Genomic DNA, 23033 nt, shown 5'->3' on the forward strand with positions numbered 1-23033 from the left:
CGAAAGGAGCATACCGGTGAACATGTTGGAACGGCCCATGTCGGACGACGCCTTTATCCGTCGCGGAAGCGGGCCGTTCCGTCGTGTAGCGGTCTCGATGGTCGCCGCCGGTTTTTCCACTTTTGCGTTGATGAACTGCGTGCAGCCGTTGATGCCGGTGTTTTCCGAGGAATTCGGCATCGATGCGGCGGCCGCCAGTCTGGCGCTGTCGATCAATATCGCCATGCTCGCCATTCTCATGCCGGTGACCAGCGCGCTTTCGGAGGTCGTCGGCCGCAAGCCGGTGATGGCGGCCTCGCTGGTGATCTCGTCGCTTTTGACGATCGCTTCGGCCTTTTCCGAAACCTGGTCGACATTTCTGCTTTTCCGCGCACTGCAGGGCGCGACCTTTTCCGGCGTGCCTGCCGTCGCCATGGCCTATATGGCGGAAGAAATCGACCGCCGGCAGGCGGGCTTTGCCATCGGCCTTTATGTCAGTGGCGCAGCAATCGGCGGCATGGCCGGCCGGGTCATCGCGGGCGTTATGCTGGATTACGGCAACTGGCATCAGGCCATGCTTGCCATCGGTATCGTCAGCCTGTTTTCAGCGGCTGCCTTCATCTGGTTGCTGCCGGCATCGCGGCATTTCGTTCGCCATGCGCCGGTTCCCCGGCAGATCCTTGCCAATTACGCCTCGCATCTGCGCGATCCGGTCCAGCTTCGTCTCTATATCGCCGGTTTTCTTCTGATGGGAACGCTGGTCGCCATCTACAACAATCTCAGCTACCGGCTGCTCGCGCCGCCCTTCGGGCTCAGCCAGAGCATCGTCGGACTGCTGTTCAGCGTCTATATCGTCGGCATCACGAGTTCCACCGTTGCCGGATCGCTTTCCGATCGGTTCGGGCGCCGTTCGGTGCTGATGACCGCCACGGCGACGACGCTGGTCGGTATACTGGCTATGCTTTCCGAAACGCTGCCGGTCGTACTTGCTGGTCTCGTCATTTTCACCATCGGCTTTTTCGCCTCGCACTCGGTCGCCAGCGGCTGGGTCAGCCGGCAGGCGACACATGCGAAGGCGCAGGCCTCATCGCTCTATCTCTTTTCCTACTACATGGGCGGCGCCATTCTCGGCTGGGTCGGCGGCCTGCTGTGGGAAATCGGCGCATGGCCCGGCGTGACGGGCCTCGTTGCCCTTTGCATCGCAATCTGCTTCCTTCTCGCCTGGTCCTGCAGGCAGAACGAGGCGCAGACAACACACTCATAAACGACGGAAGGATTAATGATGGCACATGAACTGAAGGTTGGCGGCGAGGCTCCGGCGATCCTGCGTAATGCTTCCCTGGACAGCGCAGACATCCGCGAGGCGCGTATCGATCTTGCTGCGTCCTTCCGCATGGCCGCCAAGCTCGGTTTACAGGAAGGCATCTGCAACCACTTTTCTGCCGTCGTTCCCGGCCACAGCGATCTTTTTCTGGTCAACCCTTATGGCTGGGCCTTTGCGGAGATCACGGCCTCGCAGCTGCTGATCTGCGATTATGAAGGCAATGTGCTGGCGGGCAGCGGCAAGCCGGAAGCCACCGCCTTTTACATCCATGCCCAGCTGCACAAGGCATTGCCGCGCGCGTCGGCTGCTTTCCACACCCACATGCCGAACGCCACTGCCCTTTCCATGCTGGAAGGCCAACCGTTCATCTGGGCCGGCCAGACCGCGTTGAAGTTCTACGGGCGCACCGCGGTCGATGAGGATTACAACGGTCTTGCACTCGATGATACCGAAGGCCAGCGCATCGCGGCGGCAATCGGCGATGCCGATATCGTGTTCATGAAGAACCATGGAGTCATGGTGCTCGGCCCGACCATCGCCGAAGCTTTCGACGATCTCTACTATCTCGAACGGGCCGCCGAAGTGCAGGTCAAGGCTATGTCGACGGGACGCACGTTGAAGCCGATCCCGCACGAGATCGCGCAGAAGGCTTATCTCGAAATGCGCGAAGGCGACCCGGAAAGCGCACGCCTGCACATGGAAAGCATCCGTCGCCAACTCACGATTACCGAGCCGGAGTTCGCGAATTGAGGTAAGGCCTCCATCCCTTCACCCTGTTTCGGGGATCGGGTGAAAGCACGACGGAAACTTGAAAGGTCCCTAAGTGCCGCAGATCGAGTAAACCCATCCTTATGACGGAGGGCGAATGATCCGGTGGTTAAGACCAACCATGGCCGTGGGTACTTGGGAATTAACTCACGGCCTATAGGCTGAACTCCAAGACCTCGAAGGGGGCACAATCATCCCGATCGAACTTTGTCGTATCAGCGAGCATCCCGCGCAGTCCCATAAATCACGGCTGTCCCACGAATTCGGAATAGCGAGCCAGAAGGCCCGATCATTTCAATAGCGCAATCGCATGGGTCATCAGAATGACTGCGGCGAAAGCCGCCGCAGTCATTCTATAGGAAGACATCAGCTCTTCACGAAGGCCAGAAGATCGGCGTTCAGCACATCGGCATTGACGGTCAGCATGCCGTGCGAAAAGCCCGGATAGGTCTTCAGCGTGCCGTTCTGCAGCAGCTTGGCGGACTTGAGCGCCGAATCCGCGATCGGAACGATCTGGTCGTCTTCGCCGTGCAGCACAAGCGTCGGCACGGTGATCGCCTTCAGGTCGTCCGTCTGGTCGGTTTCGGAGAACGCCTTGATGCCATCGTAATGAGCCTTTGCGCCGCCCATCATGCCCTGACGCCACCAGTTCTGGATCACGCCTTCCTGCACCGTGGCGCCGTCACGGTTGAAGCCGTAGAACGGACCGGCGGGAACGTCGCGGAAGAACTGCGCGCGGTTGGCGGCAAGCGCCGAGCGGAAACCGTCGAACACTTCGATCGGCAGGCCTTCCGGGTTGGCTTCGGTCTTCAGCATCAGCGGTGGAACAGCCGACACCAGAACCGCCTTGGCAACGCGACCGGCGGGCTGGCCGTGCTTGGCGACATAACGGGCGACTTCACCGCCGCCAGTGGAATGGCCGATATGGACGGCATTCTTCAGGTCCAGATGCTCGACAACGGCAAAGGCGTCGGCTGCGTAATGGTCCATGTCGTGACCTTCGGCAACCTGGGCAGAACGGCCGTGCCCGCGACGGTCATGGGCAACAACGCGATAGCCCTTGGAGAGGAAGAACAGCATCTGCGCGTCCCAGTCGTCGGACGACAGCGGCCAGCCGTGGTGGAAAACGATCGGCTGCGCATCCTTCGGACCCCAGTCCTTGTAGAAGATTTCGACGCCGTCCTTGGTGGTTACAGTGTTCGTGGTCATGTTCGTTATTCCTTGCGTTTGAGAGTGGGAAGTATCTTCTGCGATCGCCGGCAGCTTAAATCCGGCAAGCGAAACGGCGGCTCCTGCGCCAATCAGTATGCCGCGTCGGGTCGTCCAAGGGCCGGTGCCCTCGATAGCCGTAACCATTTTCGTTCCTTTCCCGGACCAGCCAGCTGTTGTTTGCTTCGATGTGGACAGATCTAATGAATTCGGGCATCAGAGTGAGGTGGCGAAAATGACTTTAAAGAAGCTGAAAGTGACAAAATGGAGCGAAAGGTCGATCTGGTTTCCGAAATTGGACTGCTGATCTATCCGGATTGCCAGCTATCGGCGGTCTACGGACTGACGGATCTCTTCCGTATTGCCAACCAATGGACACCTCAGCAAACCGAAGTGACGCGGGCGATCCGGGTGTCACACTGGCAGGTGCGGGATGATGGTGTCGACTGCGTATGGGACAGCCATCCCGGCAAGGCCCACCGACTTGGCTATGTCATCGCGCCGCCGAGCATCGTGATGCCGGCCGACATGAAGCCGATGCCGACTGCGGCGGCCTGGATGCTGCAACAGCATGCGTCCGGTGCAACGGCTTGCTCCGTTTGCGCCGGAGCGTTTGTCCTTGCGGAAACCGGCCTGATCGACGGGCGCAAGGCGACCACGCACTGGGCTTTCAGCGATGAGCTGGCCACCCGCTATCCGAGGATCGAGCTCGCTGCCGAAAAGCTCGTGATCGACGACGGTGACATCATGACGGCCGGCGGAATATTGGCCTGGACGGATCTGGGATTGACGTTGGTGGAGCGATTGATGGGACCTGGCGTCATGCTTGCGACGGCCCGCTTCCTGCTGATCGACCCACCGCGCCGGGATCAGGCCCTCTATCGCACGTTCATTCCGAAATTCGATCATGGCGACGCTGCGGTCCTCTCGATACAGCACCACATTCATGCGGATGTCGCCAGCTCGCATGAGATTTCAGAGTTGGCCGCGCGCGCCGGACTGACCGAGCGTACATTTCTGCGGCGTTTTACCAAAGCGACCGGTCTGCGCCCCACGGAATATCTTCAACAGGTCAGGGTCATGAAGGCACGTGACGGGCTGGAGACGACCCACCAGCCGATCGAACAGATCGCCTGGAGCGTTGGGTATTCCGATGTGACCGCATTTCGTCGGGTGTTTCATCGGCTTACGAGCCTGACGCCCGGTCAATATAGGCATAGGTTTGGCGCCGTAGAGGGGCGGCCCGACCGCTGACAACGCGATCGGATCAATGATGCGCCTTGACCATAGTCGTCAGTGTTGTCTGAAAAGGCATGAACGGCCGCCAGCGCGGCCGTCGATAGCCTCGCCATTGGCGCCTTGATCAGCACTTCCGCCAGATCGAGCCTTCTTCTGAATATATGTCGATCCCAGTCTCCAAAAGCCGAACGGGGCCGTTCCGCAGCCCTTCTGCTTCAGCAGGCCTTCAACGCAGCAAGCAGTGCAGTCACCTGACGCTCGATATCCTGCCTGCTCACGGTCTTGCCGCGAACGATTGCTTTCCAGTAGAGGGCCGAAGGAATGAAGTCGAATGCCAGTTCCCTGTCTATCGACGCATTGACCTCCTTGCGATCTATAGCGCGATCGATCATCGCATGACCGCGGCTCCTGCGCGCGGCGGACAAGGTGGCCAGGATGTCTGCCAGATCACCGGAGCGCATTCGCTCGGCCACAAGGTCGGGCACGATTTGCCGAACGATGCGGTGGCGCAGAACTTTTCGTGTCATCATCAGATACGCTCTGATATCGGCCTCGAGAGATCCGCAGTCGGAAAAGTCCGCGAGCGCGATGCCGGCGGTCTCCATGGCTTCCAGTGCGAATTCCCGCTTGGAGTGCCATCGGCGATAGATCGCGGCCTTTCCCGCGCCGGCGCGGGACGCGACCCGCTCCAGGCTGATCGCGGCATAGCCTTTTTCCGCCCACTCCTGGAAGAACGCGCGATAGAGGGCATTGGTCAGATCTTGCCGAAAGACCGCCGCACCGCTGGGCTTTGACCTGGTTTTCTGGTCGATACTCTTGCGTTCCATCCATCGTGCTCCATATTGGATGGAACGATACCGTTTCGCCCAGGAGGAGTGAAGTGAAATGACCAGCAAAGTCGATCAGTTTCCAAGCCTTTCAGCTCTGCTGCGTGAAGGGCTTGGCGACGCGCTCACACTCAAGGGTGAGACATTTCTCGATCTGATGACGGACGACATCAGCTTCGAATTTCCCTTCTATTTGCCGGACGGCATCAGGAGCATCGAGGGCAAGGCGGCGCTTGCTGCTTACCTTCCGAAGGTCGGTCAACTCTTTACGATCGAATCCATGACGCTCGATCGCACGATCCTATCAGCCGACAAGAAGACCGCGGTTCTGGAGTTCACATCCAAGGCACACGCCGTCGGGTCCGGCGCGCGCTATGATCAAACCTATGTGTCGGTTGTCGATATACGGGGTGGCTTGATCAGTCGCTACCGAGACTATTGGAACCCGCTGATCGTCCTATCGGCTACCGCCGGATCTGATGCCGTGAATTCCGTACTACAGGGTAATGCACGCCATGCGTGATATCCTTATCACGGGCGGCAAGGGGACTACCGGCAGGCTGGTTGCTCGCAACCTGGCGCAACTGGGGCTTTCCTACAGGATCGGTACGCGCAATCCCGATGGGCACAGAGATGTGGCCTTTGACTGGAAGCTGCCGGATGCTTCGCGGCCAGTCTTCAAGACGGTTGGTGCGGTTTACATCGTCGCTCCGACGGATACGAGCGACCATGCCAGTATCGTGCTGCCAACACTCGAGCAAGCCGTTCAAGAAGGTGTGACACGTTTCGTGCTTTTGAGCGCGTCATCGCTGGAGCCCGGCGGGCCAATGATGGGGCAGATTCATTCCTGGCTTGCCGAAAACGCATCGGAATGGGCAGTCCTGCGTCCAAGCTGGTTCATGCAGAACCTGCACAATCAGCATCGCCAGTCGATCATGGACGAGCAAGCCATCTATACTGCGACCGAAGATGGCCACATCGGCTTCATCGACGCTGGCGACATTGCGAGCGTTGCCGTCAGCGCCTTGACGGCGCGGGACAGTTGGAACCGGGACTACATTCTGACCGGCCCCGACGCCATGAGCTACGCCGACGTTGCGGCCATCTTGAGCTGGGAGATGGGCACGACGATAAGGCACCTGTCTCTCGACATGGAGGCTTATGCCGGGCGATTGGCTGGGCAAGGATTGGACAGGACCTATGCGCAGGCGTTGGCCGCAATGGACGGCCGGATCGCCAAGGGAGCCGAGAACCGGGTTACCAATCATGTTCATGGGCTTACGGGGCAAAAGCCCATATCAATGACCGAATTCGTCGAGCGAAACATCGATAAATGGCGAGGCGATGACGGCTGAGGCAATGGCGCGCCGCGCCTGATTGAAGACAAAGGTCTCGCCAGCTGACGGCAGGATGAACGATTTCATCCTGGTCATCCAGCTTGGCGCACAACAAGACCGGGCCGTGACGAAAGCGCGGGCCGAGTTTTGGCAGCCCGATCCTGAAGCCGGCGGAGATGCGACATGACAACTTCTTTCGATGCAGAATCTACAGCAGATGACGTTCTCCATGGCGTCGATCTGCGCGGAAAGCGGTTTCTTGTGACTGGGATCTCCTCTGGCGTCGGAGCAGAAACCGCACGCGCCCTTGTCGCGCATGGTGGCGCGGTGGTCGGAACCGTTCGGAATGCCAAAATGGCGGAGAGCGTTTTGAGTGTAATCCGGGCCGCTGCCGAGACGGCATCCACTACCCTCAAGGTGGTGGAGTTGGACCTGGCGTCATTGGCAAGTGTCCGTTCGGTTTCCTATCGTCTTGTGGCGGATGATCTGCGGTTCGATGGCATCATTGCCAATGCGGGTATCATGGCAACCGATTTCGGCCACACCGAGGACGGGTTCGAAACCCAGTTCGGCACCAACCATCTCGGTCATTTCGTTCTGGTAAATCGCTTGGCCAGCTCGCTTCGCAATGGTGGTCGCTTTGTCAGCCTGTCGTCGAACGGGCACCGCGGTGCCGATGTCAATCTGGATGACCCCAACTTCAGGCAATCGGAATACGATCGCTGGGAGGCTTACGGTCGTTCCAAGACGGCCAATGCCCTGTTCGCGATCGCGTTTGACCGTCGGCATCGCGATCGCGGCATCAGGGCCTGTGCGGTGATGCCGGGTACGAGCGACACACCTTTGATGAGGCATCTGTCGCGGGAAGATCTGGATGCGGTGATGGGTAAGATCGCCGCAGATCGCGCCGAGGGAGGCGTTGCGCCTCTCAAGCTGAAAACCGTGCCGCAGATGGCGGCAACATCGGTATGGGCCGCCGCTGTCGCCGATCCGGATGAGATTGGCGGAAGATATCTGGAGAACTGCCATGTCGCGATGGTGGACGACATTCCCGGCATTCGCGACGGCGTGATGTCCTATGCAATCTCTCCGACGAATGCGGAGCGCCTGTGGGCAAAAAGTGAAGAGCTTGTTGGCGAGCGCTTTTAAAAGCAGCCAGATCGAGACAACAGCGACCTCGAAATTTTCTTGATCCGAAGACAAAAAGGAAAAGTAATGAAACGCGAGACAACGCTACGCCTTCTCTTTCCTCAATGGCAGGGCGGAGGTGACCCTGCATACATGATCGGAGCTCGAATGCTGGCCTGGCTCGCGCCTGAAGCGGACGGGCCGGTCGAAGAAGTCACGGTGGCCGCGCCGGATGGAACGCCTCTGGAAATATCGGATGGGATTTTGGCGCGGGAGGCTGTCGTTAACCAGTTTCGGGACGCGCGCCGTCGCATCGATCGCCATAACCCCGACCGGATCGTCGTGCTCGGCGGCGATTGCGGTGTCGACCTCGCTCCATTTGCATACCTCAACGAACGCTATGGTGGAGAGCTTGCTGTGCTCTGGGTCGATGCCCATAGCGATCTGTTCTCGGACAAGGTTTTTCCCAACTCCCATGCACATGTGCTCGGTAGCCTGATGGGGCAGGGGGATCCCGAATTCCTCTCAGCCGTCAAGATGCCGATCAAACCCGGCAATGCGCTGGTCGCAGGTTGGCGAAGGCTGCCGGACGCGTTTTCAAAGCTGCAGGAATTCGAGAGCGAGCTTGCCGAGCGGATGAAAATCCAGCGGGTCGGACCGGAAGAACTGGCCAACAGCAGCGAACCGGTTCTCGCGTGGTTGCGGCAGACAGGCGCAAAGCATGTGGCGATCCATTTCGATCTCGACGTTCTCGATGCCTCGCTGTTCCGATCGCTGAGCTTCTCCAGGCCTGGCAGCCCGGTGCCGACCGAGGATGATATTCAGGCAGGGCGAATGACCCTTCCGCAGGTCGTACGACTTCTCACCGATGTAGCAAACCAGGTTGATGTTGTCGGCCTGGGCAGCACCGAACATACACCTTGGGATGCAATTGCACTAAAGGAGGCGCTCTCGTCGCTGCCGTTGATAGGCGGCTCAAAGTCGGGCTGAGGCCAATGCCCCGACGGCCGTGTTCGCAATCCGACCCCGGACATGACCGCTATTTGAGGTTTTCAAGTCTTATCGAGGCCGTGGCGTCACCGGGTCGCAGAAGGGTAAGGTGCTCGCCCGGCGAATGGCCTGGGCTAGCCTATCATTGACTTCTGCAAGTGTCGGCACCTGCCCGTATTTCACTGCGGCGCGGCTGACGGTCTCGTCGATGATGCGCATCGCCGCCGCAACGGTTGCTGCGCAAAGCCGTACCTCAAAATCCGTTGGTGAGAGTTCGAGGCGGGCGGCGATAACGCCCGCCATCAGGTCCTCCGCCGCCCGGGTCGACGCGAACCACGGCTCAAGTAGTGCCGGTTCTTCCTCTAGTCTGGCGATCAGATGCACCACCAGAGCGCTGTCCTGCAGCTCCTCCTTCTCCATCTTGCTAAAATCGTAACTCATCTCAAGAAAACGCTCGACCGAAACATTCAGCGGCCAGCTTTCAAGCCTGGCTGCGAAACGCTTCGAGGTGAGCGCGAAGAGTGGCTCGACACAGCTTTCCTTTGTTCGGAAGTAACGCCACAGGGTCCGTTTCGAGATGCCTGCCGCCTCGGCAATCTCGTCGCCGCTCGTGCCCGCCACGCCGTTTTTCAGGAACAGGCGCGCGGCGCTACGTGCCACGTCTATATGCGCACCGTCCCGGATCGTCCTGCTCATTTCAGTCTCCAAACAACTACTTGGGCATATAATATGGCTTCGAGTGCCATTTTATCAAAGTTGACATCCCGCCTTCAGCAGATTTTCCAGTGAATTCAGATCACAATAATGACACTAAGTGCCATTATTGATTCTGCTTATGCCATACGACTTAGCTCCATATCAGCGAAGCATTGCCATCGGGCTGCCTATGAGAACAACCGCCGCAATTGCCATCTCCTTTTTTCTTCAGGTTCACAACGTGTCCGCCCAATCCATGGAGGATAATTTGCAGAAAACCACCTATCCAACGACTGAACGCATTGACGTCACCGAAGAGCATTTCGGCCGGACCATCGTGGATTCGTACCGCTGGCTCGAAAATGATGCACCGGATGACCGCGCCGTCGTAGCGTGGATCGAAGCGCAGAATGCCGTCACGCAGAAGCATCTCGACACCCTTCCCGGCCGAGAGCATTTCCGCAAGCGGATGGCTGAACTGCTCGATTACGATCGCTACACCGTCCCGCGGAAGCGCGGCGACCGCTACTTCTTCAATGTCATTAAAGGGAACGAAAATCAGCCCTCCCTCTATGTCCGGGACGGCGTCTTCGGTGAAAGCCGCTTGCTCATCGATCCCAATAGGTGGTCGAAGGATGGTGCCGATGCGATGACGGACTGGAGCGTGTCCGATGACGCACGCTACGTGGCATTCGGTGTTCAGGAAGGGGGCACCGATTGGCGAACCATCAGAGTGCTCGATGTCGAAAGCGGCAGGGAGTTGGATGACGCGCTCGACGGCGCACGCTTCACCCGCATTTCCTGGGCCCCCAACGGATCGGGTTTCTTCTATTCCCGCATGCCGAAGCCCGAAAAGGGCAAGGCCAGAGGAACGGTCGTTGCCAATCATGCCGTCTATTTCCACAGGCTCGGCACCGCCCAGGCCGACGACCGCCTCATCTATTCCACCCCAGATCGCCCCGAACTGCTGCACATAGCCGACAGAGTATCCGGCGGGCGTTACCTGACCGTCACATCGACGCCGGGAACAAACGAGAATGCCCTGACCGTCATCGACCTTCAGGCCAAGGACTGGACACCGCGGACGATCGTGGCAGACATGGATGCCGCATGGTCCGCCATCGGCAATGACGGCAGCACGCTGATCCTCGCCACGACCCACAGAGCCGAGCGCTTGCGCATCGTGTCGCTGGACCTCTCCTTGTCAAACCCGGAGCCGAAGGAAATCGTCGCAGAGGCCGCCGACGGAGCGGTGCTGGACGCCGTTGTTCTGGCCGGCGACACGCTGCTGGCGAGCTACCAGATCGACGTCAAGACGGAGATCCGCCGTTTCACGCTCGATGGAAAGCCGGATGGCACGGTCGATCTACCCGGTGTCGGAACCGCCCGATTTCTGGAAGGCGACGCCCGCGAGGCCTTCTTTGTCTTCACCAGCTACGACACGCCGATAGCGATCTATCACTACGACATCGCTTCAAAATCCGTCACCCCCTGGGCGGAGCCGAAGGTGCCGATCGATCTCGACAAACTTCATGTCGAGCAGCGCTTTTATCGCTCGAAGGACGGCACCGAAGTGCCGTTGTTCCTGATCCGGCGCAAGGATGTAACCTCCGCGGCACCGACCCTGCTCTACGCCTATGGTGGTTTCGGCATCAGCCAGGTCCCCATCTACAATCCGATCCAGCTTGCCTGGGTGGAGCAGGGCGGCGTGCTGGCCGTCGCCAACATTCGCGGCGGTGGCGAATATGGCAGGGCATGGCACCGCGCCGGCCAGTTGGAAAACAAGCAGAATTCCTTCGATGATTTCATCGCCGCCGCCGAATTCCTGAAACGCACAGGCATAACCTCGCAAGACGGCCTCGCGATCCAGGGCGAGTCCAATGGCGGCCTTCTGGTCAGTGCCGTCACCAACCAGCGTCCCGATCTGTTCGACGTGGCCCTGCCGGGCGTCGCGGTCACGGACATGCTGCGCTACGACCAGTTCACCGGTGGCGGATTGTGGACAGGCGAATTCGGCAGCCCTACCGAGGAGCGGCACTTTAGCAACCTCATGACCTATTCGCCCTATCATACGATCCGGCAAGGGACGGATTACCCTGCGATCCTGGCGACGACGGCAGATGCCGACGACCGGGTCGTGCCTGCCCACACCTTCAAATACATCGCCGCGCTGCAGGCTGCCGATCTTGGCGCCAAACCCCGTCTCGTACGCATCGAAACGCGTGCAGGCCATGGCGCCGGCATGCCGATCGACAAGATCATCGCTCAGCACGCCGACATGTGGGCCTTCGCCGCCTACTGGACCGGCCTAAAGACGAAATGAAGCCGTTGAACGGGAGAATGAAGAGAATGACGAAGAAGCCGTCCGACATCCTCGTGAAAGCCGCTACATCTGCTTTCGGAAGTGGTCTGGTCCTCCTGACGCTGGCAAGCTGCACGACTGCCGGAGAGGACCGCCATGACGACAGACACAGGTGCTCGCAGGACAGATATTACAACGATTGCATGGATACGCAGCAGTATCGACGTGCTCGCGAGCAGCTCCTGAACCAGGAGAAGGCGCTCATCAATGCCGAGCAGGCCCGCGAGAATCTGAGAATGCTGCGCGAGATCAGAAGAAGGCGAGGGGACTGATGAATGCACCTCGCTCCCGCGATTCTTCGGAAACGACACGTAACTACCTCGAAAAGTTGCGCATCTACGCGGAGGGCAAGCCGGTAACCGTTACTGGCCAGCCTCCGGTCACACCGTTCCTTTCACACTAACGACAATGGAATGACTATGAACCAGTCCATCCGCTTCGCGTGGCAGGCGCTTGGTGCCCATTTCAATGAGCAGGACCTGACCGCACTAAGCTCTTCACGTCGCCGCTTTGCGCCGCATCTGCTGCCTGACCTGCAGACTGTGATCGAAACGCAACTCTCCACGTTCTCGCCTCGGCTCGTCGGTGTCCACCAATTGCACGAGTTCCTTGCCTTGCGGCTGTCAGACCTCGTCATTCGCGAGGGTCAGCATGTCGTGGCATTAACGCCCCTTCAATTCCAGGATATCGCGATCGGCAGCAACGAGACCTATCCTTCGTTGAACAGCGGGCTATGGCTGTTCGAGGTTGATGGCGAGCCATTGGTTATCCTTCTGTCGCAGTTCTTCGAGCCGCGTGGCGGCCGCGTCGTGCAGGTCGAGATCGGCTACTTGCCGGGCGAACGCGCCGCCTCTTTCGCCGGCGAATTCCTCGGTAAGATCCAGACCGCGGGGGAGGCTTCCCGCTTTTATCGCGGCAAGATGCTCTCCTTCGAACCCAGTGCCGGTTACGACGGCACACACGGTACCATGCGGGTACACGACCTGCCGACTGTCGAGCGCCATCACGTCATTCTGTCCGAAACGACGATGGCAAGGCTCGATTCTCATGTGTTCGAATTCGACCGTCACCGCGACGGATTGAGGCGCCTTGGCCAATCGACGCGCAAGGGGATACTGCTATACGGACCTCCAGGGACGGGTAAGACGCATGTAATCCGGTATATTGCGGCAAACCTGCCCGGTCGTAGCACGGTGCTGGCGACAGCTGAGCAGATGCCGGCGATCGGTCAATACATTGCTCTGGCGCGTACCCTTCAGCCGAGCATCGTCATCCTGGAGGATGTGGATCTCGTTGGCCGTTCCCGCGAGGAAATCCATAACCAGAAGTCGGAGAGCCTGCTTAATCGGTTGCTCAACGAAATGGACGGGCTGGCTCCTGATGCCGATATCCTTTTCATCCTGACGACCAATCGGCCGGAGAGTATCGAGGAGGCACTTGCTTCACGACCCGGCCGTGTCGATGAGGCCATCGAAATCCCGCTTCCGGATGCGGACTGCCGCCGGCGGCTGATCGAGCTTTATGGCCGCAAGCTGGATTTCGCCGAAGGCGCAGTGGCGCAGGCTGTCGAGCAGTCCCACAACGGAAGCGCTGCCTATGTAAAGGAGATGGTGCGACGTCTCGCGCAGCGAGCCCTTTCTCGTGGTGGTGACAATGCCGTTTCCGTGGAGGATGCCGCATCTGTTTTCGGTGATGCAGGTGTCCTTTCGAGCCGGATCAACCGTCGGATGATCGGAATTTCGACCGAGCAAGACAAAAGGCGAAATGAGGATGCCGACGACTGCTGCAGCGGCTGAGCACGTCGATGCGCCAAGGTCGCGAACCCCATACATAGATCACGAGGAGAAACGGCATGCAGTGGGATTACATGACGATCGAACACAAGCTGGAGCAGGATGAAATGAACCGGCTGGGCACGGAAGGCTGGGAGCTCGTGGCCGTGGTCTCTCCGGCGCATTTCGTTCTGCACTATTTCTTCAAGCGGCAATCCACATCATGAGCCGGACTGCCTTTACGCTCAACTGGATGACCTGTCGCGTTTACAGGCGGAGGCGAAAGTAATGAGAGTTGACAGTCTGCCCATCCCGGTGCTCGGGGCGATAGGCAAAGAGGGCCGGCCGGTTGCCGATTTTACACCCAGTCCTGATCTTGCCGAAATGGCGTTCAGCCTGGAAAACGGGCCGCTTTCCAAGCATGCCGATCTGTTTGTGTTGCGCGGTGTCAATCCAGAGATTCTGTCTCTGCGCAAGTGGCTGGATGGCGGCGGACGATCTCTGCTGGAAAGAGTGCGGGTCTACCGGCGGGCTCCAAAGAAAAGACAGGTTCGTAGGTTTTCCAGGATGGTAATGATGAAGAAATTGATCCCGACCGCTTTTCTCCTCGCCTGGAGCCTGCATTCGCAACAGGCTTTGGCGACAGAAGACGCCGTTCTTGCGTCCGTGAAGGCCGTAGAGGCTGAACTTGGCGCTCGGGTCGGAGTTGCCGTTTTGGACAAGAATGGCAATTCAGTCTGGGAGCATAGGTCAGCCGAACTGTTTCCGATGGCCAGCACGTTCAAGGTGCTGGCCTGCGCAGCGTTGCTCTCCAGGGTGGATGACGGAAAAGAGCAGCTTGGCCGCACTGTCGAAGTCGTGCGAAGCGACCTTGTCGATCACTCACCGGAATTGGAAAGCCGTGTCGGCGAGAAGGTCAGTTTGGCCGATCTGTGCGAGGCGACGATGACAACAAGCGATAACGCGGCTGCCAACAAGATTCTCGAAGCGCTCGGTGGCCCAGTGGCCGTCACTCAGTTCGTTCGCAGGCTCGGTGATCGGGTCACACGGCTCGACCGGAATGAGCCGACGGTCAATGAAGGGAAACCGGGCGATCCCAGAGACACGACCTCGCCGGCATCGATTGCTTCAACAGTGCAGAAGCTGGTCGCCGGCAATGCGCTTTCAGTCGCATCACGGGAGAGGCTGACGGCCTGGCTTCTTGGCAATCAGACAGGTGGTCCGCTGTTGCGGTCGGAATTGCCATCCGGATGGCGTGTTGGCGACCGGACAGGTGCTGGTGGATTTGGAACCAGAGGGGTGGTTGCCGCTATCTGGCCACCTGATGATAGGCAATGGTTCGTTGCGGTATATGTCACTCAGACAACTGCGACAATTGACCAGCGGAATGCCGCTATCGCATCGATCGGTAAGGCTCTGTCAGGGGCTGTTTTCGAAAAACGGTGACGAGGAGGTGGTGGTCGATAAATAACTCCAGCCATTCAATTTACGGGGCTGAAAGTTCGGATTCTCTCAAGAGTTACAGGACGCCGACCGGGCGTCTGTCCTTGAATGTTACCGGTGCACGGTTATCGATATGACCGGCTTAGTTTTCTCATTTCGCCCTTCTGTTTCAACGCTATAATTGCACCCGCCATGTGATCGAATTCGATGATCAGCTGTCGCGCGAAAAGATCGGCGGAACTTCGATCAGCGCATGTTCCGATATTCCGCTGTCGATGATCCCGAAGGTCGCGGTAAGCATGCCCTGTACGTCCTGCCGAACCATTTCGATGTCGTCGCCGAGAAGCGCGACGAAGGGATCCCAGTCGAAACAGCCAGTCACCGGCCGGTTGTCGCCGTAGTAGCCGGAGCGTTTGATCCAGCGTATGACGCCTTCAAGTGAGATCGTCGAGTTGACGAACATCCCGTTCGGCAGCTGTCCCTCGGACGCTGCAAGTGCCTGCAGAGCGTCTTCCGCCTTTTCGGGCGCGTAGCCGCAAGGTAGGATATGGCGCTCGTTAACTGCCACGCCCATGTCGGCATGGGCGGCGCGAAAACCGCGCACGCGCTCCGACGTATTATGGTCGTTGCCACGCCCGCCGATGAACAGAATTGGGCGGACTTCACCCAGCCGGCGGGTGTTGTTGGCAAGAATGCGCCGGGTCAGCTCGCGCGCGCCTCCGAAATTGTCCGAGATGACCGAAGGCGCCTTGGTGCCTGGAAGGTCCAGATTGAGACTGTGCGCGCCGATCGTGCTGCACAGGTCGCTGATCCGGTCGGGATCCGTCGCGCCGGTCGAAATCAGCCACTCGACCTGATAGGACAGCATGGTGCGCGCCGCCTCGATCTCCATCATCGGGTCGCGCAACGTACAGGTGATGATCGGAAACAGACCGCGGTCGCGCGCCATTTTCTCGAATGTCTCGACGATCGAGCCGAAGTATCGGTTGTCGTATTTTGGCACGATCATCCCGATGATTTTCGATTTTTCCCGTCGCAGCAGGCTCGCCTGCATGTTGACGGCATACCCTTGCTCCTCGGCAATCCGGGTGATTTTCTGGGCAAGCTGTATGCTGATCCGGCGTTTCTTCCAGTTGCCGTTCAGGACTGCGCTGACCGCGCTTGCAGACGTGCCGGCCAGCTCCGCCAGATCATAGATCGTCGTCTTCTTTGCTGATCTGACCTGGCTCATTCGGAACTCCACTTCACACCCAACTTGACATCAATACGCAATGGTGGCAAATTTTGCTTCATCGATTGAGCAGATCGCTTTTCGATGATTTTGGTTGGCTGTGGAGGGCCGGCCGGGGAGGCGCCTTAAGAAGACCTGACTGTCTGACCGTGTCGATATCGCTCGATGCGGCCGGTAATCCGCATCCTTTGCGTGAAGCGAAGGGGCAGGGTCGACTGGGTAGAAAACCGGAACGCACTTTCGGCACGGGTTTCGCAAAAAAGGGAGGAGACTATGAAATTTTCCAGGATGCTGATGGTGTCGGCCGCTGCCGCTGCCATGTTCGCAGGCTCAGCTTCTGCACAGGATGCCGCAACCGTCGCGTTCCTGATGCCCGATCAGGCATCGACACGTTACGAGAACCATGACTATCCGGGCTATAAGGCGGAGATGCAGAAGCTCTGCGCCAGCTGCACCGTGATATACCAGAACGCTAACGGAGACACCGCGCTCCAGCAGCAGCAGTTCAATTCGGTGATTGCGCAAGGCGCCAAGGTGATTGTTCTCGATCCGGTGGATTCCGCTGCGGCTGCCGCCCTTGTCGAGATTGCCCAGTCGCAGGACGTCAAGGTCATCGCCTATGACCGCCCCATTCCTGACAAGCCGGCGGATTTCTACGTGTCCTTCGACAATGAAGGTATCGGCCATGCCATCGCCGCCTCGCTTGTTGAACACCTCAAGGCGAGCGGCGTGGAAGCCGGTGCAGGAGTTCTGCAGATCAACGGTTCGCCGACCGATGCGGCCGCAGGCCTCATTCGCGATGGCATTCATCGGGGACTGAAGGATTCCGGCTACAAGACGCTCGCCGAATTCGATACGCCGGAATGGGCACCGCCCAAGGCGCAGGAATGGGCGGCCGGCCAGATCACCCGTTTCGGTGCCGAGATCAAGGGCGTTGTCGCGGCCAATGACGGCACCGGCGGCGGCGCCATCGCGGCCTTCAAGGCGGCCGGTGTCGATCCGGTTCCGCCGGTTACCGGCAATGATGCGACGATCGCGGCCTTGCAGCTGGTCATCTCCGGAGACCAGTACAACACGATCTCCAAACCGTCCGAAATCGTAGCCGCGGCTGCCGCAAAGGTGACGGTGCAATTGCTGAAAGGCGAGACGCCTGAGGCCAAGACGACCTTGTACGAAACGCCGTCTGAGCTTTTCGTGCCCGCAGTGGTGACGGCAGCAAACATCAAGGCGGAGATCTTCGACAAGAAGATCCAGACCCCGGCTGAAATTTGCACGGGCGAGTATGCCGAGGGATGCCGGAAGCTCGGCATCACCCAGTAAGCCCCTCCCGAGGTGTCCGGCCGGGCTTTGCTGCCCGGCCGTTCTTCCCGACCGGATGGCCTGTCCCCGAAAGGGCGCATGGCACAACAATAGAGCGTCCAACCATGGTGCAACCCGAACATAGCGTTCCCGAGAAGGGTAGCGTGATCCTTCGTCTTAGCAAGATTTCCAAGAATTTCGGTGCCGTCTCCGCGCTGACTGACATCGATCTCGAAGTCAGGGCAGGCGAGGTCGTGGCGCTCGTCGGCGATAACGGCGCCGGCAAATCCACCCTCATCAAGGTCTTGGCCGGCGTCCATCAGCCGTCGTCCGGTACGGTCGAGTTCTGTGGACAGGAGGTGGTCCTGTCGAGCCCGAGTCGGGCGCTCGAACTCGGTATCGCCACCGTCTTCCAGGATCTTGCCCTCTGCGAGAACCTCGACGTGGTCGCCAACCTCTATCTTGGCCACGAGATCTCGCCCTTCAATCTCGACGAGGTGGCGATGGAAGTCCGCGCCTGGACGTTGCTGCGCGAACTAGCAGCGCGCATCCCGTCTGTTCGTGAGCCAATCGCGTCTCTGTCCGGCGGTCAGCGCCAGACGGTGGCGATCGCCCGCTCGCTTCTGCTCGATCCGAAGATCATCATGCTGGACGAGCCGACAGCGGCATTGGGCGTGGCGCAGACCGCCGAGGTCTTGAACCTCATCGAACGGGTGCGCGAGCGCGGGTTGGGCGTCATCATCATCAGCCACAATATGGAAGACGTCCGCGCCGTGGCTGACCGTATCGTTGTCCTGCGCCTCGGGCGCAACAACGGCGTTTTCGACCCGGATGCATCCAACCAGGAGCTTGTCGCCTCGATTACCGGTGCCACGGAAAACTCCGTGTCGCGCCGCATCGAGCGCAAGAAGCATGGCAACACCGAAACCGGCGGGAGCCCCGCATGAGCAAGCCAGTTCAACAGGATAAAGTCAACAATACGCAGGCCCTCGACCGCAGCGATGTGCGCGTGACGCATGATGACGGTCTGGCGGGGATGGTCCGCAGTTCGATCGGGCGCATCCGCTCCGGCGATCTCGGCATGTTGCCTGTGGTGGTGGGACTGATCGTCATCTCGACGGTCTTCAGCATCCTCAATCCCGTCTTCCTCGCACCGAACAATCTCGTCAACCTGCTGTTCGATTGCGCCACTGTCGGCATCATCTCGCTCGGCATTGTCTGCGTGCTTCTGCTGGGTGAAATCGACCTTTCCGTCGGCTCGATGAGCGGTCTCTCCTCGGCGATCGTCGGAGTTCTGTGGGTGAATACCGGACTTCCGATTGCCGTCGCGATCTTCGCGGCGCTCCTTACGGGTGCCCTGGTCGGCGCCCTCTATGCACTCCTCTACAACCGTCTCGGCATGCCGAGTTTCGTCGCGACGCTGTCGGGGCTGCTCGCGCTGCTCGGCATGCAGCTCTACATCCTCGGTCCGACAGGCAGTATCAACCTGCCTTACGCCTCGCCACTGGTACGGTTCGGCCAGATTCTCGTCATGCCGGACTGGCTCTCGCATGTGCTTGCACTGTTGCCAGGCCTTGTGATGGTCGTCGTCGGCGTGGCGGTCGCCAGGCGTCGTGCGGCTGCAAACCTTTCGTCCCAGCCACTTGGCACGCTTCTGGTGAAGGCGGCTGTTCTGACCGTGGGTCTGGAATTCGCGATCTATTATCTCAACCTCGGCCGCGGTGTGCCGTGGATGTTCGGGCTTTTCGTCCTGCTCGTCGTTATCGTGAACTATGCGCTGACCAAGACGAAGTGGGGGCGTTCGATGTTTGCCGTCGGCGGCAATCGCGAAGCGGCCCGCCGCTCCGGCATCAACGTACGGCGGATCTATCTGAGCGCCTTCATGCTATGTTCGACACTCGGCGCCCTCGGCGGCGTCCTGTCCGCATCACGGCTTGCCTCATCCAGCCAGCAGGCCGGTACCGGCGACGTCAATCTCAATGCCATTGCGGCGGCCGTCATCGGCGGCACGAGCCTCTTCGGCGGACGCGGCAGCGCTTACTCCGCTTTGCTCGGCATCATCGTCATACAGGCCATTTCGAATGGTCTGACCCTGCTCAATCTCAATTCCTCGCTGCGCTACATGATCACCGGAGCCGTACTTGCGATCGCCGTCATCGTCGACTCGCTTGCCCGCCGCTCCCGTGTCAGCCATGGCCGCGCGTAAATACCGACCGGAGACTATCCAATGACTGAACTGATGAAGGGCAAGGTTGCCGCAATCACCGGCGCGGCTTCCGGTATCGGGCTCGAATGTGCCCGAACGCTGATTGCCGAAGGCGCGACGGTGGTCCTGATAGACCGCGCGAAGGATCGGCTGGAGGCGCTCTGCGCGGAGCTCGGCGAACGGGCGCGTCCGCTCGTCGTCGATCTGCTGAACGGTGCGGAAGTGTCCGCAATGTTGCCGCGCATTCTGGAAGCGGGCGGTGGCCTGGATATCTTCCATGCCAATGCCGGTGCCTATATCGGCGGCCCGGTTGCTGAAGGAGATCCGGACGCGTGGGACCGGATGCTCAATCTCAACATCAACGCGGCGTTCCGCTCCGTCCACGCGGTTCTGCCGCACATGATCGCGCAGAAATCCGGCGACATCCTCTTTACCAGTTCGATTGCCGGTGTCGTGCCTGTCGTCTGGGAGCCGATCTACACCGCCTCCAAGTTCGCCGTGCAGGCCTTCGTGCATTCGACGCGCCGGCAAGTGGCGCAGCATGGCGTACGCGTCGGTGCCGTTTTGCCTGGCCCGGTGGTGACGGCACTGCTCGACGACTGGCCCAAGGCGAAGATGGATGAGGCGCTGGCCAATGGCAGTCTGATGCAGCCGAAGGAAGTGGCGGATGCCGTACTCTTCATGCTGTCGCGGCCGCGCAATGTCACCATCCGCGATCTGGTCATCCTGCCCAACAGCGTCGACCTCTAGGGTCTGCGTGCGACCGAATTCATCCTGCCCGACCGAAGCGAGAGACAATGAGTGATACAGCTGACACGCCACAAGAAAACGCCAGATATGTGATCGGTGTCGATGTGGGCACCGGCAGTGCTCGCGCCGGCCTGTTCGACCTTGAAGGGCAGATGTTGGCCTCCGCCAAACGCGACATCACGATCTTCCACGAACCGGGATCGATGGTCGAGCAATCAAGCAGGCAGATCTGGGAGGCCGTCTGCGCCTCCGTGCGCGAGGTCGTTTCGAGTTCCGGGACAGATCCGGCCTGCGTGGTCGGACTGGGTTTCGACGCAACCTGCTCCCTCGTGGTTCTGGGCGAGGGCGGCACGTCGCTTCCGGTCGGCCCTTCGGAGGATCCCGAACGGGACATCATCGTCTGGATGGATCATCGCGCCTTGCCGCAGGCAGAACGCATCAACGCTCTCGGCCATGAGGTGCTTCGCTATGTCGGTGGACGCATCTCCCCTGAGATGGAAACGCCGAAACTGCTCTGGCTCAAGGAAAACAAGCCGGATGTCTTCGATGCCGCCTGGCAATTCTTCGATCTTACCGATTTCCTGACATGGAGGGCAACCGGCGATCTGGCGCGCTCGACCTGCACTGTGACCTGCAAATGGACCTATCTGGCTCACGAAAAGCGCTGGGATGCCGGCTATTTCCACCAGATCGGTCTCGGTATGCTGGCGGATGAAGATTTCGTCCGCATCGGGCAATCGATCGTCGAGCCCGGTTCGCCACTCGGTCAGGGGCTGAGTGCTGCGGCGGCGGAAGAACTCGGCTTGCACGCCGGGACGGCAGTTGGCGCCGGATTGATCGACGCGCATGCGGGCGGTGTAGGTACGGTCGGCATCGGCGGCGGTCCGCGAACCAATCTGGCCTATGTTTTCGGCACCTCGTCCTGCACCATGACATCGACCGCGACGCCGGCCTTCGTGCCGGGCGTCTGGGGACCTTATTACTCGGCAATGGTGCCTGGACTGTGGTTGAACGAAGGGGGACAAAGCGCGGCCGGTGCCGCGATCGACCAGCTTCTGTCATTTCATCCAGCTGCCGGTGAGGCAAAAAGCCTTGCTGCCGATGCCGGCGTTCCGCTCCCCGTCCTGCTGGCGGATATGGCGGCGAAGATGGCCGGCGTTGCATCCGACGCCGTTCATCTGGTCGCTGGCCTGCATGTCGTTCCCGAATTTCTCGGCAACCGCGCGCCATTCGCAGATCCGCATGCCCGCGCGATTATCGCCGGCCTCGGCATGGAGCGCGATATCGATAGCTTGGTCTTGCTCTACATCGCCGGGCTGTGTGGTATCGGTTACGGCCTGCGCCAGATCATCGACGTGCAGGCGAAAGCCGGTATTGAGATCGACAACGTGGTCGTCAGTGGCGGTGCGGCGCAGCATGATTTCGTGCGGCAACTGCTTGCTGATGCCAGCGGCAAGCCGGTCATCGCTACAACGGCGGAGGAACCGGTGCTTTTGGGGTCTGCGATCCTTGGCGCTGTTGCGGCCGGGCAATTTTCGGATATAGCGCAAGCGATGAGGAGCCTGTCTTCCATCGACAAGGTGTTCTCGCCGGCCTCAGGGGATATCGCTTTTCTGCATGCCGGGCGCTATCTCGGCTTCAAGGAATTGCAGTCGGTTGCGTGCAAGTTCCGGAGTTGATTCATCACCCCTCGGGCGCTCGGGAAATTCAGGTCAGATTCTTCAAAATTCGCTGTCATTTCATAGACGAGGAGCAAGAGTGAGGTTCGCGTCCGTTCAAGAGTGGAACAAGGACGTCTGCTCGGATGTAGGCTTTCATCAGCATCCGAGCCAAGTATTTCCTATCGTCGAAGGTCTCATTCCGATGAACAACGGCGCATAGAGCTACCAATATGTGTCGCCGAACCGCGGCCTCAAGTTGCTCGTGGAGATCGCCGCACCTATGCGTAAGGGTGAGCGGCTGTTCGATTTCGCTCAAGGGCAAACAATGTCTGGTCGGATAAGCTCAAGCTACCTCGATCCGTCGTCCGCTGTTACATACGCCCATCCGCAGGAATAATCATTGCTTCGAACATTGACATATCGGTAAATGTCGATATATATGCCGCATGGAATTGCTCGAAATATTCAAAGCGCTCTCAAACCGGACACGTCTTGAAATCGTGAAAGGTTTGAAGGACCCGGTGAAGAACTTTCCTCCTCAGGATGAAGGGGACGTTCATACAGTAGGGGTCTGTGTCAGTAGCATTCAGGAAGGCGTTGGTCTGTCCCAGTCGACGGTATCCGACTATCTGGCAACGCTGCAACGGGCTGGCTTGGTCGAAGTCAGGCGCATCGGCCAATGGACTTACTACAAGCGGAACGAGGCGACTATCAGTGCTCTTGCCGAGATCATAGGGACAGAGCTGTGATCGTTTACCGTATTATATCGGGAATTCTCTATATCTCGTTTAACAAGTGAGGATCAGATCAGA

22 protein-coding genes are annotated in these 23033 nt (G+C 59.4%); 18 read left to right on the forward strand and 4 right to left on the reverse strand.

The window, feature by feature from the left end:
• Window positions 1-22 precede the first annotated feature (22 nt).
• Both AC0JZ4_RS19740 and AC0JZ4_RS19745 read left to right on the forward strand, forming a co-directional pair.
• Window positions 23-1243, forward strand: a complete 1221-nt coding sequence (locus tag AC0JZ4_RS19740) for an MFS transporter (RefSeq protein WP_471889041.1) — start codon at window positions 23-25, stop codon at window positions 1241-1243.
• Window positions 1244-1261: 18 nt separating this feature from the next.
• Window positions 1262-2053 carry an aldolase gene (locus AC0JZ4_RS19745; protein ID WP_471888203.1) on the forward strand — a complete coding sequence of 264 codons (792 nt, stop codon included), beginning with the start codon at window positions 1262-1264 and terminating at the stop codon, window positions 2051-2053.
• 384 nt (window positions 2054-2437) lie between these two features.
• Here the strand turns inward: AC0JZ4_RS19745 and AC0JZ4_RS19750 are convergent, their stop codons facing one another.
• Window positions 2438-3280, reverse strand: coding sequence for an alpha/beta fold hydrolase (locus AC0JZ4_RS19750; RefSeq protein WP_471888204.1), 843 nt, complete (start codon window positions 3278-3280; stop codon window positions 2438-2440).
• 393 nt (window positions 3281-3673) lie between these two features.
• Here AC0JZ4_RS19750 and AC0JZ4_RS19755 point away from each other — a divergent pair, with 393 nt between their 5' ends.
• Entirely contained in the window at window positions 3674-4534 is an 861-nt protein-coding gene (locus AC0JZ4_RS19755) for a GlxA family transcriptional regulator (RefSeq protein WP_471888205.1), read from the forward strand.
• A gap of 200 nt (window positions 4535-4734) precedes the next feature.
• Here the strand turns inward: AC0JZ4_RS19755 and AC0JZ4_RS19760 are convergent, their stop codons facing one another.
• Window positions 4735-5346 (reverse strand): TetR/AcrR family transcriptional regulator, encoded by a 612-nt coding sequence (locus tag AC0JZ4_RS19760; protein ID WP_471888206.1) that lies wholly within the window; start codon window positions 5344-5346, stop codon window positions 4735-4737.
• Window positions 5347-5404: 58 nt separating this feature from the next.
• On the opposite strand from AC0JZ4_RS19760, the gene AC0JZ4_RS19765 reads away from it, so the two are divergent.
• The 4 genes from AC0JZ4_RS19765 to AC0JZ4_RS19780 all read left to right on the forward strand — a co-directional run bounded on the left by AC0JZ4_RS19765 (window position 5405) and on the right by AC0JZ4_RS19780 (window position 8801).
• Complete coding sequence (locus tag AC0JZ4_RS19765) at window positions 5405-5869, forward strand: nuclear transport factor 2 family protein (protein ID WP_471888207.1); 465 nt, start codon at window positions 5405-5407, stop codon at window positions 5867-5869.
• The gene (locus AC0JZ4_RS19770; RefSeq protein WP_471888208.1) at window positions 5862-6701 is read left to right on the forward strand and encodes a Rossmann-fold NAD(P)-binding domain-containing protein; all 840 of its coding nucleotides are present in this window, start codon (window positions 5862-5864) and stop codon (window positions 6699-6701) included. The genes AC0JZ4_RS19765 and AC0JZ4_RS19770 overlap by 8 nt, the downstream gene beginning before the upstream one ends.
• Before the next feature lie 165 nt (window positions 6702-6866).
• Window positions 6867-7832: an SDR family NAD(P)-dependent oxidoreductase gene (locus tag AC0JZ4_RS19775; RefSeq protein ID WP_471888209.1), complete on the forward strand. Its 966-nt coding sequence runs from the start codon at window positions 6867-6869 to the stop codon at window positions 7830-7832.
• A 66-nt stretch (window positions 7833-7898) separates the two neighbouring features.
• Entirely contained in the window at window positions 7899-8801 is a 903-nt protein-coding gene (locus tag AC0JZ4_RS19780; protein ID WP_471888210.1) for an arginase family protein, read from the forward strand.
• Window positions 8802-8870: 69 nt separating this feature from the next.
• On the opposite strand, the gene AC0JZ4_RS19785 is transcribed toward AC0JZ4_RS19780, so the two are convergent.
• The gene (locus AC0JZ4_RS19785) at window positions 8871-9497 is read right to left on the reverse strand and encodes a TetR/AcrR family transcriptional regulator (RefSeq protein WP_471888211.1); all 627 of its coding nucleotides are present in this window, start codon (window positions 9495-9497) and stop codon (window positions 8871-8873) included.
• Between the two features lie 268 nt (window positions 9498-9765).
• Here AC0JZ4_RS19785 and AC0JZ4_RS19790 point away from each other — a divergent pair, with 268 nt between their 5' ends.
• The 5 genes from AC0JZ4_RS19790 to bla all read left to right on the forward strand — a co-directional run bounded on the left by AC0JZ4_RS19790 (window position 9766) and on the right by bla (window position 15077).
• Window positions 9766-11820, forward strand: a complete 2055-nt coding sequence (locus AC0JZ4_RS19790; RefSeq protein WP_471888212.1) for a prolyl oligopeptidase family serine peptidase — start codon at window positions 9766-9768, stop codon at window positions 11818-11820.
• A 26-nt stretch (window positions 11821-11846) separates the two neighbouring features.
• Window positions 11847-12131, forward strand: coding sequence for a hypothetical protein (locus AC0JZ4_RS19795; RefSeq protein WP_471888213.1), 285 nt, complete (start codon window positions 11847-11849; stop codon window positions 12129-12131).
• A gap of 147 nt (window positions 12132-12278) precedes the next feature.
• On the forward strand, window positions 12279-13655 hold the full coding sequence (locus tag AC0JZ4_RS19800; protein ID WP_471888214.1) for an AAA family ATPase: 1377 nt from the start codon (window positions 12279-12281) through the stop codon (window positions 13653-13655).
• A gap of 56 nt (window positions 13656-13711) precedes the next feature.
• Window positions 13712-13858 (forward strand): DUF4177 domain-containing protein, encoded by a 147-nt coding sequence (locus AC0JZ4_RS19805; RefSeq protein ID WP_471888215.1) that lies wholly within the window; start codon window positions 13712-13714, stop codon window positions 13856-13858.
• A gap of 340 nt (window positions 13859-14198) precedes the next feature.
• Window positions 14199-15077, forward strand: coding sequence for a class A beta-lactamase (gene bla / locus AC0JZ4_RS19810; RefSeq protein ID WP_471889042.1), 879 nt, complete (start codon window positions 14199-14201; stop codon window positions 15075-15077).
• Window positions 15078-15285: 208 nt separating this feature from the next.
• Here the strand turns inward: bla and AC0JZ4_RS19815 are convergent, their stop codons facing one another.
• Window positions 15286-16305: a LacI family DNA-binding transcriptional regulator gene (locus tag AC0JZ4_RS19815; RefSeq protein WP_471888216.1), complete on the reverse strand. Its 1020-nt coding sequence runs from the start codon at window positions 16303-16305 to the stop codon at window positions 15286-15288.
• A gap of 273 nt (window positions 16306-16578) precedes the next feature.
• Between AC0JZ4_RS19815 and AC0JZ4_RS19820 the strand changes: the two genes are divergently transcribed.
• From AC0JZ4_RS19820 to AC0JZ4_RS19845, 6 genes are all read left to right on the forward strand, one after another.
• Window positions 16579-17625, forward strand: coding sequence for an ABC transporter substrate-binding protein (locus AC0JZ4_RS19820; protein ID WP_471888217.1), 1047 nt, complete (start codon window positions 16579-16581; stop codon window positions 17623-17625).
• A gap of 104 nt (window positions 17626-17729) precedes the next feature.
• A complete protein-coding gene (locus tag AC0JZ4_RS19825; protein WP_471888218.1) occupies window positions 17730-18551 on the forward strand; it encodes an ATP-binding cassette domain-containing protein in 822 nt (273 codons plus the stop codon).
• Complete coding sequence (locus AC0JZ4_RS19830; RefSeq protein ID WP_471888219.1) at window positions 18548-19810, forward strand: sugar ABC transporter permease; 1263 nt, start codon at window positions 18548-18550, stop codon at window positions 19808-19810. Before AC0JZ4_RS19825 ends, AC0JZ4_RS19830 begins: the two co-directional genes overlap by 4 nt.
• A gap of 21 nt (window positions 19811-19831) precedes the next feature.
• Window positions 19832-20560, forward strand: coding sequence for an SDR family oxidoreductase (locus tag AC0JZ4_RS19835; RefSeq protein WP_471888220.1), 729 nt, complete (start codon window positions 19832-19834; stop codon window positions 20558-20560).
• A gap of 47 nt (window positions 20561-20607) precedes the next feature.
• Entirely contained in the window at window positions 20608-22239 is a 1632-nt protein-coding gene (locus tag AC0JZ4_RS19840) for an FGGY-family carbohydrate kinase (RefSeq protein ID WP_471888221.1), read from the forward strand.
• 428 nt (window positions 22240-22667) lie between these two features.
• Entirely contained in the window at window positions 22668-22970 is a 303-nt protein-coding gene (locus AC0JZ4_RS19845) for an ArsR/SmtB family transcription factor (RefSeq protein ID WP_471888222.1), read from the forward strand.
• Window positions 22971-23033: the final 63 nt, after the last annotated feature.

The organism is [Rhizobium] kunmingense (assembly GCF_977018605.1).